Here is a 14,315-nt window from a genome sequence, read left to right as displayed (position 1 = left end):
GAACATCTCGACTGGGGCTGGCCGCCGCGAAAGGTCCACCCGACGCAAGACTCCACCACCCCAGCGTGGCCACCACGTCCCAGCGGCGTCCCACCGCCCCGCCATTCCCGCAGGTCCACCGGGGTGGGACCGTCCCGGCATCCCGAGTCGCCCGCCAACCGGGGACCGGCAAGCCGATCACTGCCAGCCTGCGAGCCATGCAAAGACTCGCTCTGGCCGTCGCGGTGCTGCTGGTGTTCCCCGCCGCGGCCGCAACCGCGGTCGCGGCCGAACCCGTTGCCGTGTGCGGGCACACGACGGCCCAGCCCACGCTGAAACAAGGGGCGACCGGCACCTCGGTCGCGGAGGCGCAGTGCGAACTGAACCTCGCGACCAAGGCGAGCCGCTACACGCCGATCGGGGCGGACGGCTCCTTCGGGCCGGCCACCGATGCCCGCGTGCGCGTCTTCCAGAAGTGCGCCGCGCTGAGCGTGGACGGCCAGATCGGGCCGAACACCTGGGCCGCGCTGAACTCGTGGGCCGCACGGCCGCGCAAGTGCGCCACCCAGGGCACGTCGGACACCGCGCAGAGCGTGGTGTGCGGTCATTCCACCGCGCGGCCGACCCTGCAGAGCGGCGCCACCGGCACCGACGTCAAGGAACTCCAGTGCCGGCTGAACCTCGCCATGGAACCGGGGCACTACCCGCCGCTGACGGTCGACGGCCAGTTCGGTGATGGCACCCGGAACCGGGTGATCCAGTTCCAGCACTGCGTCAACGCCAGTGCCGACGGCGTCGCCGGGCCGACCACCTGGGCAAAAGTGACCGACTGGTCCAGCCGCAACACCTACTGCACGCCGCCGAAGCCCGCCGGGCACCCGATCGACGGCGTCGACACCGCGAAGTACCAGCACCCCGGCGGCGCGCCCATCAACTGGGGCGCGGTCAAAGCGTCCGGGGTGGAGTTCGCGACCGTCAAGGCGACCCGCGGCCTGAACGTCACTGACGAGTACCTGGCCACGGACCTGCCCGCCGCGCGCAACGCCGGGCTGGCCGTGGGGCCGTACCACTTCTACACGGGCACGGCGGCCGGCACCGGCGGCGCGCAGGCCGACCGGTTCATCGCCGCGGTGAAGGCCACCGGGTACACCGGCAAGCGGGCTGGCGACCTCCCGCCGGTGTTCGACCTGGAGTGGAAGGACGACGGTTCCGGCGGCTGCCCGCCGTACGTCACGGTCGCCGACGCCAAGGCGTGGCTGGACAAGGTGCAGGCGGCGTTCGGCCGGACCCCGATCATCTACACCCAGAAGTCGTTCCTGGACGCCTGTTTGGGTGGCACCACGGCGCTTTCGGCGTACCCGATGCAGCTCGCCGACTACCGCCAGTCCGTGACGCAGCCGGCGCTGCCCGCCGGCTCGAAGACCTGGCTGATGTGGCAGTACACCGACGCGGCCATCCCCGACGGCATCCCTGCGCCGGCGACCGGGGACGTCTTCAACGGCACCCAGGCCGACCTCGACCAGCTTGCCAACCGCTGAATCCCCGCTAGGAAAGGAAAAGAATGACGCTCCCCATGAGCCGCCGCACGGTGCTGCGCGGCGCGGTGGTGCTCGGTGCGGCCGCGGCGGTCAGCCCGCTGCTGCTGCCCGGTACCGCACAGGCGTACTCCTGGTCCCGCACTCTCGTGCAAGGCAATACGGGCGCCGACGTCGCCGAACTGCAGATCCGGGTCGCCGGCTGGGCGGCCGATTCGCCCAGCCACAGCCGGGTTTCGATCGACGGCGAGTTCGGCCCCGGCACGGCGGCCGCGGTCCGCCGGTTCCAGGCGGCGTACGGCTTGAGCGCGGACGGCCAGGTCGGCCCGGCCACCCAGGCCGCGCTCAACGCGCTGGAACAGAGCGACGGCTCGACCGCGCACTTCGACTTCAGCGAGTTCACCGACCGGGTGAGCGGCACCTTCAACGGCGGCAAGGTCAGCGCGGCCACCGCCAAGGAGAACGCCCGCCGCTGCATGTACAAGCTGGAGGCGGTGCGCAAGAAGCTCGGGAACAAGCCGATCACGGTGAACTCCGGGTTCCGCAGCATCGCGCACAACGCGGACATCGGCGGCGCCAGCGACAGCATGCACCTCTACGGCACGGCGGCCGACCTGAACGTGCCGGGTGTGTCGAACAAGACCGTCTACCAGAAGGCCGAAACCAGCGGGTTCTCCGGCCTCGAGACGTACAACACCGATCACCAGCACGTGGACAGCCGGGCCGACCTCGGCCGCGCGTGGTGGTGGGAGAACGGGACGGTCTGACCCGAAGGCTGCCGCCGGGAACCTGGGGGTTCCGGCGTCAGTGTGCCGCGAAGCCCGCGCCCTCCGGGCCCGCTCGCCGGGCCGCCCCTCGCGGAGGACGCGGGCTTCGCCCTGTCCGCTCTAGTGCGGCTGCGGCGGCTGGAGGGCCGCCGAGCAGGCCGGCCAGTCGTGGAAGTCGTGGCGCGCGCTCCAGAGGCGGTGCGCCGCGTCGATGTTCCAGACCGGGTCGAACGCCTGGCGCGGCGTGCCACCCAGCTCCAGCAGGCGGCCGTCGGAGATCTGGAAGACGCCCCAGTTGCGGCTGCCGTTGGTGTTCGGCAGCACCCACAGCGGGTCGAGGAACGAGGCGCAGCGGGCGATCGCGACCGCGGTGTCCGGCGCTTCGGTGAAGACGGCCCGGATCCGCTGCTCCACCATGGCCGCCGACCAGCCCGCCATGCTGGTCCGGTGGTCGTACAACGCGTTCTTGGTGGCCTCGTCGACGACGCCGCGCGCGGGCAGCCCGGCCAGCACCTGGAACGCGGTGACGCGGCGCAGCGTCTCCGGGCCGAACGAGCCGTCGACCGAAAGCCGCCCCTGGGCCGCGACGAGCAGGTTCTGCACCTCGGTGACGCACTCGTCGTGCTGGCCCATGCTGACCGGCGGCTGGCAGCCCGTGGAGAACAGCACCCGGTCCGCGTACCGGCCGGGGGCCGCGGGGCCGGACGCGGTCCCACCGGCGGTGGCCCAGGCGAGGCCGCCCGCCAGCAGGGCCGCGATCGCGATGGCCACCGCCACGTACGCGCGTCTTCGTGGCCGCGGCGGAACTTCGGCCGGTTCCGGCGGCGGCTCGTCGGCGCGGCCGGTGTCGGCCAGCGCCCACAGCTGGTGCAGTTCGCGCAGTTCTTCCGTGGACGCGCCGCAGACCTTGGCGAAGGAGTGGACCACGCGGTAGTCGGCGGGGAAGCTCTTGCCCGAGCAGTACCGGTGCAGGCTGGAGCCGCTGACCCCGGCCTGCCGGCCGAGCCGTTCGTAGCCCTGCCCGCTGCGGTCTTTCAACATGCGCAGGTGGGCGGCGAACTTGTCCATGTGCGGGGTCACGGTGACGGGAACACCTCGCTCGGGCCGCGGATGACGGACGGAAGTTAACACCGTCCCGCGGGATGCCGGGCGAAAACCGACGGATTGCTCCACACGGCCGGTTACGCCCGGCTGTGTGGAAGCATGGGCGGGTGCCGGACGAGATCGACTGGGGATCGCTCACCCACGCTTACGGCCCCGCCACCGACACTCCCGGGCACCTGGCCGCGCTCACCTCCGCGGACGTCGACGCGCAGAACGCGGCGCTCGACCACCTGGATGCCGCCGTGCTCCACCAAGGGTTTCCCGAGTCCGCCACCGCGCCCGCCACCCGGGTCGTCGCCCGGCTGCTCGCCGAAGGCCGCGTTTCCCCGAGGGTGCGCGTCGCGCTCGTCGAGTTCATCGGCTGGGTCGCCGAAGCAACCGTGCGATCAGCCGGGTCGACGCATTTCGAGGGCCTTGTCGGGCCGTTGCGGCAGGCGATCACGGAGTCTTATCCCGTGGTGGCCGGTTTCCTTGACGACGCTGATCCGGCGTTGCGGAGATGGGCCGTTCTGGCGGCGGTGTCCTGTGTCAAGACACCCGCGCCGGCCGATCGGCGGGCCGCTCTCGCCGCCCGCCTCCGCCGCTGGGCGGACGATCCGTCGGAAGACCGGGCCCAGTGGGTGCGGCAACTCGGCGAGCTCGGCGCCGACACCGAGCCGTACCTCGCGGATCCCGACCACGACGTGCGCGTGTGCGCCGCACTGGCCCCGCGCGCCGCGGCCGATGCCACGGCCACGAGCGTCCTCATCGCCGCCTTGGCCGACGCGGCGGACCACGGCGTCGCCGATGCCGCGCCCTACACGCTCAGCGAACTCATCGCCGTCGTCCTCGCCCGGGTCGACGACTTCGCGCTCATCGCGGCACCGGCCGGGACGATCGTCCGGCACGCGGACTGGACCGGGTTCGACACCACCTGGGGTCCGTTGCTGCTGGCTGCTTTCAGCACCCCGTACGACGAACAGGCCGGATTGTCGGCGACGCAACGGGACGTCCTCGCGGCGGCGGTCGCCAACGCCCGGCTGTGGGACAGCCGGATCGGCAACTCGCTTCTGGTCTTCCGCAAGGCCGGACTTCCCTTCGACCGGACCGCCTGCGCCCGGATCGCCGACCGGCCCTGATGCCGCGTCAGATCTTGCGGTACCGGCTCTCGACCAGTCCGAACACCCCGAAGACCGCGATCCCCGCGGCCAGCGCCAGCAGCATCGCCTGCCCGTACGGCTGCACCGCGAGCGTCTTGAGCGCGGGGTCCAGGCCGCCGGCCTTGGCGGGGTCGTACTCGACGGCGGCGACGACGAACATCGCGCCCACGGTGCCGTAGGCGAGGGCCATCGCGCACCAGCCGACCTGGCCGAGCCGGATCGCCGAGCGGCGCAGGGCCGGGGACGCGCCGTCGAAGTCGAGGTCGTGGACGAACTTCTTGCGGATCCCGCGGTAGGCGAGGAACGCGGCGGCCGCGATCACGGCGCCGCCGGCCGTGATCACCGCCGCGGCGCCCCACGGCTGGGCCAGTGCCGCGGCCACGATCGAGCCCGCCTTGCCGGAACCGCCGGTCGCGATCTTGCCCGCACTGTAGGCGACGAGGGCGTACAGGACGACCTCGAGGCCGCTGGTCGCGCGCCGCACCCAGCGCCGGCGCGGGGCGGCGCCGCGGTGGCCGGCGAGCGCTTCGACGAGCTGCCACAGCGCCAGCAGCCCGGTGCCGACGGCAATCAGCCAGAGCAGCCACGCCCCGCCGCCCGCGGCCACGATCTGCAGCGCGCCTGCCTTGTCGGCCTTCTCGTTGTCGCCGAGCGCCACCTGGGCCGCCAGCCACGCGACGACCAGGTGCACGAAGGCGTAGCAAACCAGGCCGATCCGGGCGAACAGGCTGAATCCTCTGATGTCGGGCACGCCGGGAATCCTGCTCCATCCCGGCGGGCTTGACCAGGGATCCCGGGCGGCTGACGTCTTGAATGAGTCATTCAGGTCTTCGGAGGTCCTGAATGACTCATTCAAGACCTTTGGCGAGCCGGACCTGCCGGCAGCCGGGCGCCGTCAGTTCCGCCGGGCCGGCGCCGCCTCGCGATCGAGCTCCCGGATACCCCGGGCCGCCAGCGCCGCGGGCGACCCGGCCGTCGTGCTCATGACGACCGTGACGTCGACACCCCGCTCACGCAATTCGTGCCAGCGCTCGAAAACCGCGCCGCCCGGGCCGAGGGCGGCTCGCGAAAGCGGCCGGTCATCAGCATCGACGTCGACGACCACGCCGACCGTCCGCGGCTGAGGCGAATGGCGACGGGACTCCGCGATCAGCTCGGCGAAGCGGCGGCCGAGCGGCTTCACGCGGTTCTCGGTGTCGAGGAGGCCGAGCGAATACTCGAGGTCCTTGTAGTCCGCGAGCGACCGGGAAACGTCGTGCGAGCACCACCAGGTGACCGCGAAGAGATCGGTCGTCGTGAGTGCGGCCTCGATCGTGCGGGTGCAGAACTCGGGCATCTCCGCTTCGGCGAGGTTCATCGACGGCGCGCCGACTTCCTGCAGCCACACCGGCCGCGCCGGGTCCGTCGCGAACGCCTTCGCCAGCTCGATCAGCCACTCCGCGTGCCGCACCGACTGCGGTGACAGCGCCCCGTAGCGCGCGGCGGTGCCGTTGAAGATCCACGAGTGCACGGTCGTCAGGTCGCCGAGCCGGGCGGCGTGCGCGGGCAGGAACGGGTGCTCGTCGCGGTACCAGAGGTGGTCGTTTTCGCTGTGGGTGACGACGTGGCGGGGGTCGCGGTCGCGAGGCGCTTCCAGCAGGGCGCGCAGCCAGTGCTCCACTTGCTCCGGAGTGGCCGGCATCGCCGCGGGGTTGGGGAGCTGGAACTGGTTGAGCTCGTTGCCCAGCGTCAGCCCCAGGAAGTTCGGCCGGTCGCGGACCGCGTCGTAGACGGCGGCGACGAGCGCGGCCTGGGCTTCGATCGCGCGCGGGTCGGTGAACATGTTGCCGTCGTGCCAGTTCACCAGCCAGGCCGGCACGAAGTCGAAGCCGGACATGTGGCCCTGGATGACGTCGACCGCGATGTCGAGCCCGGACTCGGCGGCGATGTCGGCCACCAGTGCGATGTCGTCGAGGGCCCGCTGCCGGATCAGGGTGCGGTTCGGTTGCAGCACCGGCCAGAGCGGGAAGACGCGGACGTGGTCGGCGCCGAGCGCCGCGATCGCCGCGAAGTCCGCGCGCACCACGCCGGGGTCGATCGCCAGCCACTGGAACATCCAGTCCCGCGACGGGGTGTAGTTGACGCCAAACCTCGTGCTCAAGAGCTTCCTTCGGGGTTGTTCGGAGCGGCCGCCGTGGATTCGCGCACGATCAGGCGGCGGCCGCTGACGGTCCGGGGTGCGACGTCTTCGCCGCGGACGAGCCGTTCCAGCAGGGCGACGGCGGTCCGGGCGCTTTCCTCGACGGGCGCGTCGAAAGCGGTGAGGCGCGGGCGCACGATCGACGACACCCAGGAGTCTTCCCACGCGATCACCGACAGCTGCTCGGGCACCCGCACGCCGACTTCGGGCGCGTGGGCGACGATCTCGGCGGCGATCGTCTCGCTGTCGACGATGATCGCCGTCGCGCCCTTCAACCGGCCGAGCAGGTCGGCGACGGGGTCTTCGGCGTCCGGGGCCCACGCGGCCAGGCCGGCTTCGACGCCGCGTTCCCGTGCGGCGGCGCGGAACCGCTTGTCTCGGGCCCGGGTGTGGGCGAGGCCGGGGGCGTCGGTGACCCGCGTGACGCGGCGGTGGCCCAGCGCGGTCAGGTGCTCGATCGCCTCGGCGAAGGCCGTGCCGTCGCGGACGGTGACCGCGGTGACCGGGCCGGGGACGGGGGCGCCGAGCAGGGCGGCCGGCGCGCCGAGCTGCTCGACCAGCGCCAGCCGCGGGTCGTCGTCGCGCACGTCGACGAGCAGGAACGCGTCGACGCGCTGCTCGCCCCACCACTGCCGGTAGACCTGTTCCTCCTCGTCGGCCTGCACGAGGGTCAGCGCCAGCGACCAGCCGAGCTCGGCCAGCGGCCCGGTCAGCCCGGCGACCAGCCGCATGAAGAAGGGATCGCGGTTGAACGTGTCCCGAGACCTCGCGATGACGAGCCCAAGGCTGCGGCCGCCCTGGCCGGACACCTTGCGGCTGGCGAAGTTCGGGCGCCAGTTGAGCTCGTCGGCGGCGGCGCGGATCCGGGTAGCGGTGGCTGCGGAGACGTTCGGCCGCCCGTTGAAGACGTGCGACACCGCGGACGGCGAAACGCCGGCGAGCCGGGCGACGGCGGCGATCGTCACGCGCTTGGCAGGTTCAGTCATGGCACCGCCGAGATTAGGGAATTGACCGCTCGATGTAAAGCGGTATACCTTGCTCGCCACTTGATGTGTACCGCTTTACAAAGCGGGCTCGGCTCCCCGAGGAGGACACGTGTCCCACGCCGTCAGCAGGCGCACCGCGTTGCGCGCCGCGATCGGGGGTGGCCTCGCCGCGCCGCTGCTCGCGGGGTGCGGGGCGCTGATGCCCGCCTCGGGCAAGCCCGGTGCCCTCTCGGTGCACACCCAGCTCAGCGGCGCGGTCGCCGGCGCCCAGGTGTTCGCCGACGCCGTCGCCGCCTACGAACGGCGGACCGGCCGGCCGGTGGCGCTGCTGAAGAACGGCTCCGACCTGCCCATCGTGTTCGAGACCAGCTCACTCGCCGGCGAGGAAGCCGACGTCGCGCTGGTCAACCTGCAGGGCCGCACGCTCTCCTGGACCGGGCTCGGCGCCACGATCCCGGTCACGAACCTGCTCGACGAATGGGGGCTGCGCGACAAGATCATCCCGGACGCCGTCGCGGAGTGGACCGACGAAAACGGCCGCCTGCGCGCCTTCCCCTTCACCCGCACCAACTGGCCGGTCTCGTTCAACACGAGGCTCCTCGAACGCGCCGGCGTCGGCATCCCGACGACGTCGGACGAGCTGATCGCCGCCGCCGACGCGTTGCGCGCCAAGGGGATCGGCCCGGTGACCGTCGGCGGGGCCGACTGGAGCGGCCAGAAGCTGTTCCTGCAGATCGTCCAGGGCTTCCTCACCGCGGAGGAGGCGAAAAAGGTCTTCAAGAGCGGCAAGCTCTCCGACAGCCCCGGCGCGATCGCCGGCGTGCGGCACTTCGTCGAACTGCGGGACGCGGGCGTCTTCATCGACGACGTCCAGGGCTACACCTCCGACTCCGAGCTGACGCAGTTCAACACCGGCAAGGCCGCGATCGTCCCGGCGATGTCCTCGGCACTGGCCAAGGTGTCCGCCGAGCGCGCCAAGGAGGTGACGGTCGGCGGCTGGCCCAAGCCGTCCCACGGGGGCGTGCTGGCGCACCCGAGCGTGATCCGCAGCTTCAACGGCCACGGCATCTGGATCAGCGAGAACGGCGCGAAGAAGCTAGACCTCATCAAGCCGTTCGTCCAGTACCTCTACACCGACGAGGTCACCGACGCGCTGATCCTCGGCTCCGGCCGGGACATGAGCCGGATCACCGGCACGCTCAGCAAGAACTTCCCGCTCGTCGCGCAGGCTTCGCGGCTCACCGCCGAGCAGGTCTCGCCGGTCATGCTGCCCGACCTGGTCATTCCCCAGTCCGCGTTCGAGCCCCTGATCCAGGCCACCGCGGCGGCCTACGGCCCGCTCTCCGCCGAACGCATCATCGACGTCTTCGAAAAGGCCTACGCCACGGCCTGAGGAGGGACCCACCCGTGACCGCACTGACCGACGTGGCCGCCGGCGCCACCACCACCCCGGAACCACCCACCCCGCCCGGCCGCGGTCCCCGGCCGTCGTTGCGAGAGCGCTTTCCCGGGCTCGCCCTGCCCGCCCTGATCTGGTACGCGGTCTTCATGATCGGCCCGGTCGTGGCGATGCTCGTCATCGGCTTCCTGTCCTGGCCCGGCATGCTCGTCAAGCCCGGGTTCGCGGGCCTGGCCAACTTCAAGCGCGTCTTCGCCGACGACGTCTTCTGGGCGGCCGCCGGGAACTCGGCGCTCCAGATCGTCGTCGGCCTGCCGGTCATGGTGCTGCTGGCGTTCCTGCTCGCGTTCTACGTCGTGCAGAAACCGCGTGGCCACAAGGTGTTGCGCTACCTGCTCTTCATCCCCGCGCTCATCTCCGCGCCGGCGACCGCGATGGTCTTCTACGCGATGCTGAACCCCGACGGCCTGCTCAACGGCGTGCTGCGCTCGCTCGGGCTCGACGGCAACGCCTGGCTCGCCGACCCCTCGACGGCGCTCGGCGCGCTCATCGCCGTCGAGCTCTGGAGCGGGATCGGCTACTCGGCGGTGCTCATCGCCTCGCGCCTCGACAGCGTCGACACCGAAATCGTGCAGGCCGCGCGCATCGACGGCGCGGGGGACTGGCGCATCGCGTGGGGGATGTACTGGCCGATCGCCCGCGACTTCATCGGCGTGGTGACGATGCTGCAGTTCCTGTCGATGCTGTTCAACTCGGCCCAGACCGTGCTGCTGCTGACCCAGGGCGGCCCCGGCACGGCGACGACAACGCTGTCCTACCTGGTCTACCGCAAGGCGTTCGTCGAAACCGACCTCGGCTACAGCCAGGCGGTGGGCATCGTCCTGTTCGTACTCGGCCTGCTGGGCATGGGTGCGATCCGCCGGGTGCTCCGCGCGACCCACTGACCGAAGGAGCCCACCATGGCCCGGACCGCCCTCCGCCCGCTGCGCGACCGCGTCGGCTCGATCACCAGCGGCACGCTGGCCTGGATCTACGCCGCCCTGCTGATCGTGCCCTTCTACTACTTCATCGTCTCGTCGTTCAAGTCCAACGACGAGATCTTCGAGTCACCGCTGGCGCTGCCGGGGACGTGGGACTTCGGGAACTTCGCCACCGCGATCGGCCAGGCCGACCTCGTCCTCGCGGTCGCGAACTCGGTCCTGACGACCGTGGGCGCGCTCGTCCTGACGCTGGTGCTCGCGCTGCCCGCGTCGTTCGCCCTCGCGCGGTCGACCGGACGGCTCGGCAAGCTCGTCGAGAACGTCTTCGCACTCGGCTTCCTCATCCCGTCGTTCGCGGCGCTGTTCCCGACCTTCCTGCTCGCGGCGTCGCTCGGGCTCTTCCACAGCCGCACGTTCGTCGTCTTCCTGCTGCCGGCCACGGCGCTGCCGCTGTCGATCGTGATCCTGACGTCGTTCATGCGCACGATCCCGCGTGAGCTGGAAGAAGCGGCGTCGATGGACGGCGCTTCGACGCTGCAGGTGCTGCGGCAGGTCTACCTGCCGATCTGCGTGCCCGGCATCGCGACCGTGCTGCTGCTGAACTTCCTGTCGTTCTGGAACGCCTACCTGTACCCGCTCATCCTCACCGGGCCGGACACCGCGCAGCGCACGATCCAGGTCGCCCTGCCGACCCTCAAGGTCGACGCGGGCACCGACTACGGCGTCCTCATGGCGGGCACGCTGTTCACGCTGCTGCCGGTGTACCTCGTCTACACGGTCCTGCAGCGGCAGATGCAGCGCGCGCTGGTTTCCGGGGCGCTCAAAGGATGAAGCTCTCGCTACGCGGCCGGATCGGCCAGGTCAACCAGCGCCTCAAGGGCTGGGAGGCGCTGCGCTGGATCGACGGCGCCCCGCGCGTCACCGACGTCCTCCGGCGCGAAGTCGACCGCTTCGGCGGCATCGGCGCGATCTACGGGGTGCTGCGCGCCGATCCGTGGTCGGCCGTCCACTGGCACAACGGGATCCCGCCCGAGCGCAGCGCGGAAGCGTACGCGGCCGTGCAGGACTACGTCACGCGCAACGGCGACGGCATCCCCGTGCTGTTCGTCGAAGAGGCCCCGCACGGCCTCCAGGCACTCGGCGGGACGACGCTGCCGGTCAACCTCGCGCTCGGCGCGGGGATGGACGCGGACCTCACCGAGCAGCTCGCGGCCGCGGTCGCCGCCGAGGCACGGGCCCGGGGAACGCACGTCGCGCTCGTGTCGGGTCTCGACGTGCTGCGCGACCCGCGATGGGGCCGCGCCGAGGAATGCTTCAGCGAAGATCCCGTGCTCGCCGCGCTCCTCGTGGCCGCGACCGTGCGCGGGATGCAGGGCGGCTCGACCGGAACGGAGCCGATCGGCGCGGGGCACGTCGCCGTCGTCGCCAAGCACTTCGCGGCCCAGGGCGCGGGGATCGGCGGCCGCAACGGCTCGGGCGCGCCGATCGGCTCCCGCGAACTCGGCGAGATCCACCTCCGGCCCGCTTTCGCCGCCGCCCGCCTCGGCGTAGCCGGGTTCATGGCCGCGTATAACGACGTAGACGGCGTGCCGTGCAGCGCGAACCGGGCGCTGCTGACGGGAAAGCTCCGCGAGGAGTGGGGCTGGGACGGCGTCGTCATGGCCGACGGCACCGCGATCGACCGCCTCCGCGACAGCGCGCCCGACCCCGCCGCCGCGGCCGCGCTGGCCCTGCGCGCGGGCGTCGACCTGAGCCTGTGGGACGAGGCTTTCACGCACCTCGAGCAGGCCTTGGACCGCGGGCTCGTCGAGGAGCGGCACCTCGACCGCGCCGTCGACCGGGTGCTCGCGCTCAAGCGCCGGGTCGGGCTGTTCGGCGAGCCGGTGGTTCCGCCGCCCGCCCGGGACGTCGCCACGCTCGTGGACCGGGCCGCCCGGCAGGCCGTGGTGCTCGTGCACGACCACGGCGTGCTGCCGCTCGATCCCGCCGCCACGATTGTGCTCGTCGGCCCCAACGCCGACGACCTCGACGCGCAGCTGGGCGACTACACCCCGCCGCGGCCTGCCGACGACCCCGCCGCGTCGACCGTGCGCTCGGCGCTCGGCGCTCGCGTGGTCTACACCCCCGGCTCCCGGGTGCGCACGGCGCTGGGCGGGGAAGCGCTTGCAGCCGTCGACGAAGTCGTGGCACGCGCCGACGTCTGCGTGCTCGTGCTCGGCGGCACCAGCCGCCGAAGCTATGAGGACGAGTTCGCCGCCAACGGCGCCGTCGAAGGTCCGGCCGCCGACACGACCAACGGCGAAGGCGTCGACCTCGCGTCGATCGCCCTGCCCGAGCCACAGCTCGAACTCGCGCGGCGGGCCCGGGCGAGCGGCAAGCCGGTCGTCGCGGTCGTCATCGACGGGCGGCCGCGGGCCCTCACCGAGCTGGCCAGGCTCGCGGACGCGCTGTTCGTCGTGCCGTTTCCCGGCCCGAGCGGCGGTTCCGCGATCGCGAGCGCGTTGTTCGAGGGCACGGCCTCGGGTCTGCTGCCCGCGTCTTTTCCCGTGGCCGACGGGGTTTTCCCGGTCGCGCACGACGAGCGCTTGGAGACCGCGCGTGGCTACCTCGAACACCGGCACCCGGTGGGGATTCCCTTCGGCAGCGGCGCGACACCGCCGGCCCGGGTACGCGAGGGTTCGTACACCATTTCGGCGGCCGCGCTGAACAACGGGAGCACGCTGACGGTCACGGTGGACTTCGCCGACCCCGGTGCTTCCGTCGTCGTGCCGCTCTACGGCCGCCGTCACGAACTCGGCGTGCGGCCGCGCCGCCGGAGCCTCTTGGCCGTGCGGCGGGTGACGAGTTCGCCGGTCGAGTTCGAGCTGGGCCTCGACGAACTGGGCTCGTGGGCGACCGGGCAGCCGATCGCCGTGCCGGTCGATGTCGACGTCTGGAGCACCGGCGAGCCCGTGCGGGTGCGGGTCACCGGCGAGGACGGATCGACGCCGTGGCAACGATAGCCGGGACGATCGCGGCCGCCGCGGCGCGCGTGCGCGCGACGGCGGGGGAGCGGATCGGTGACCTGGTCGAAGCCGCGCTGCTGCGCACCCTGCGCGACACCATCACGATCGGCGCGGACGGCAGCGCGTTCGTCATCACCGGCGACATCCCGGCCATGTGGCTGCGTGACTCCACCACCCAGCTGACGCCGTACCTGCGTTTCCTCGGCGACTGCCCGCCGCTCGCCGGCCTCGTCACCGCGGTCGTGCGCCGCCAGTTCGCCTGCCTGGACCACGATTCCTACGCCAACGCGTTCAACGACGGCCCGACCGGTGCCCGCTACGAACCCGGCGACGTGTGCGACGACCCGCACGTCTGGGAGCAGAAGTACGAGGTCGACAGCCTCGCCTACCCGGTCACGCTGGCGCACGCGCTGTGGCGGGCCACCGGTTCGGCCGAGGTGTTCGACGCCCGCGCCCACCGCGTGCTGCGCACGATCGTCGCGCAGCTGCGCCTGGAGCAACGGCACGACGAGTCCCCGTACCGCTTCGAGCGGCCGGGCGCGAAACCGACCGAGACCCTCGCGCGCGGCGGCCGCGGCACGCCGGTCGGCGTCACCGGCATGACGTGGAGCGGGTTCCGGCCCTCGGACGACGCCTGCACGTACGGCTACAACATCCCAGCCAACCTGTTCGCCGCGCAGGCGTTGCGGGCGATCGCCGAAATCACCGACGAGGTCTTGCGGGATCCCGCGCTCGCCGCCGGCGCCCGCACGCTGTCCCGCGAACTCGTCGACGGCGTCGAGGCGCACGGCATCGTCGACGGCAGCTACGCCTACGAGGTCGATGGCCTCGGCGGCGTGCTCCGCATGGACGACGCCAACACGCCGTCGCTGCTTTCGCTGCCGCTCGTCGCCCCCGACGTCGTCGACGCGCGGGTGTGGCGGGCGACCCGCGAGTTCGTGCTGAGCGACGGCAACCCGTACTACTTCCGCGGCCGGGTGGCGAGCGGGATCGGCAGCCCGCACACGAAACCCGGCCGCGTGTGGCCGATCGCGCTCGCCGTCGAGGGCCTGACCGGCACCCCGGCCGACCGGCGGCGGCTGCTGAACCTCCTCGCCGGCACGGACGCGGGGACCGGGCACATCCACGAAAGCTTCGACGCCTCGGATCCGGCGTCGTTCTCACGACCCTGGTTCTCCTGGGCGGACTCGATGTTCTGCGAGCTCGCGCTAGCGGTCGCCGACGACGCCGGACCCGGGTGAG

The 14,315-nt window shown here is 72.0% G+C and carries 12 protein-coding genes; 8 read left to right on the top strand and 4 right to left on the bottom strand.

Annotated features, from left to right (window positions below):
• Window positions 1-197: 197 nt before the first annotated feature.
• Complete coding sequence (locus H4696_RS12965; protein ID WP_225955672.1) at window positions 198-1,517, top strand: GH25 family lysozyme; 1,320 nt, start codon at window positions 198-200, stop codon at window positions 1,515-1,517.
• A 35-nt stretch (window positions 1,518-1,552) separates the two neighbouring features.
• Entirely contained in the window at window positions 1,553-2,281 is a 729-nt protein-coding gene (locus H4696_RS12960) for a D-Ala-D-Ala carboxypeptidase family metallohydrolase (protein WP_086865142.1), read from the top strand.
• Between the two features lie 120 nt (window positions 2,282-2,401).
• Here H4696_RS12960 and H4696_RS12955 read toward each other — a convergent pair whose 3' ends face one another.
• Window positions 2,402-3,361: a helix-turn-helix domain-containing protein gene (locus H4696_RS12955; protein ID WP_086865141.1), complete on the bottom strand. Its 960-nt coding sequence runs from the start codon at window positions 3,359-3,361 to the stop codon at window positions 2,402-2,404.
• 131 nt (window positions 3,362-3,492) lie between these two features.
• Between H4696_RS12955 and H4696_RS12950 the strand changes: the two genes are divergently transcribed.
• Window positions 3,493-4,503, top strand: coding sequence for a hypothetical protein (locus tag H4696_RS12950; protein WP_086865140.1), 1,011 nt, complete (start codon window positions 3,493-3,495; stop codon window positions 4,501-4,503).
• Between the two features lie 7 nt (window positions 4,504-4,510).
• Here the strand turns inward: H4696_RS12950 and H4696_RS12945 are convergent, their stop codons facing one another.
• The 3 genes from H4696_RS12945 to H4696_RS12935 all read right to left on the bottom strand — a co-directional run bounded on the left by H4696_RS12945 (window position 4,511) and on the right by H4696_RS12935 (window position 7,689).
• Window positions 4,511-5,275 carry a DUF1206 domain-containing protein gene (locus H4696_RS12945; protein ID WP_086865139.1) on the bottom strand — a complete coding sequence of 255 codons (765 nt, stop codon included), beginning with the start codon at window positions 5,273-5,275 and terminating at the stop codon, window positions 4,511-4,513.
• Window positions 5,276-5,419: 144 nt separating this feature from the next.
• Window positions 5,420-6,664, bottom strand: a complete 1,245-nt coding sequence (locus H4696_RS12940; RefSeq protein ID WP_211299837.1) for a glycoside hydrolase 5 family protein — start codon at window positions 6,662-6,664, stop codon at window positions 5,420-5,422.
• Complete coding sequence (locus H4696_RS12935; RefSeq protein WP_086865137.1) at window positions 6,661-7,689, bottom strand: LacI family DNA-binding transcriptional regulator; 1,029 nt, start codon at window positions 7,687-7,689, stop codon at window positions 6,661-6,663. The genes H4696_RS12940 and H4696_RS12935 overlap by 4 nt, the downstream gene beginning before the upstream one ends.
• Window positions 7,690-7,798: 109 nt before the next feature.
• Between H4696_RS12935 and H4696_RS12930 the strand changes: the two genes are divergently transcribed.
• From H4696_RS12930 to H4696_RS12910, 5 genes are read left to right on the top strand one after another with little or no spacing between them, the layout of a single operon-like run.
• Window positions 7,799-9,082: an extracellular solute-binding protein gene (locus H4696_RS12930; RefSeq protein WP_192782276.1), complete on the top strand. Its 1,284-nt coding sequence runs from the start codon at window positions 7,799-7,801 to the stop codon at window positions 9,080-9,082.
• A gap of 14 nt (window positions 9,083-9,096) precedes the next feature.
• Window positions 9,097-10,032 (top strand): ABC transporter permease subunit, encoded by a 936-nt coding sequence (locus H4696_RS12925; RefSeq protein ID WP_192782275.1) that lies wholly within the window; start codon window positions 9,097-9,099, stop codon window positions 10,030-10,032.
• Between the two features lie 15 nt (window positions 10,033-10,047).
• On the top strand, window positions 10,048-10,899 hold the full coding sequence (locus tag H4696_RS12920; RefSeq protein ID WP_086861468.1) for a carbohydrate ABC transporter permease: 852 nt from the start codon (window positions 10,048-10,050) through the stop codon (window positions 10,897-10,899).
• The gene (locus H4696_RS12915) at window positions 10,896-13,070 is read left to right on the top strand and encodes a glycoside hydrolase family 3 protein (RefSeq protein ID WP_086861467.1); all 2,175 of its coding nucleotides are present in this window, start codon (window positions 10,896-10,898) and stop codon (window positions 13,068-13,070) included. The genes H4696_RS12920 and H4696_RS12915 overlap by 4 nt, the downstream gene beginning before the upstream one ends.
• Window positions 13,058-14,314 carry a glycoside hydrolase family 125 protein gene (locus tag H4696_RS12910; protein ID WP_249027040.1) on the top strand — a complete coding sequence of 419 codons (1,257 nt, stop codon included), beginning with the start codon at window positions 13,058-13,060 and terminating at the stop codon, window positions 14,312-14,314. The genes H4696_RS12915 and H4696_RS12910 overlap by 13 nt, the downstream gene beginning before the upstream one ends.
• The last annotated feature ends 1 nt before the right edge of the window (window position 14,315 follow it).

The organism is Amycolatopsis lexingtonensis (assembly GCF_014873755.1).
In the GTDB taxonomy this organism is placed as follows: Bacteria; Actinomycetota; Actinomycetes; order Mycobacteriales; family Pseudonocardiaceae; genus Amycolatopsis; species Amycolatopsis lexingtonensis.
Note: the sequence above shows the minus strand (reverse complement) of the source record. Positions and strands in the feature narration are given on the sequence as shown.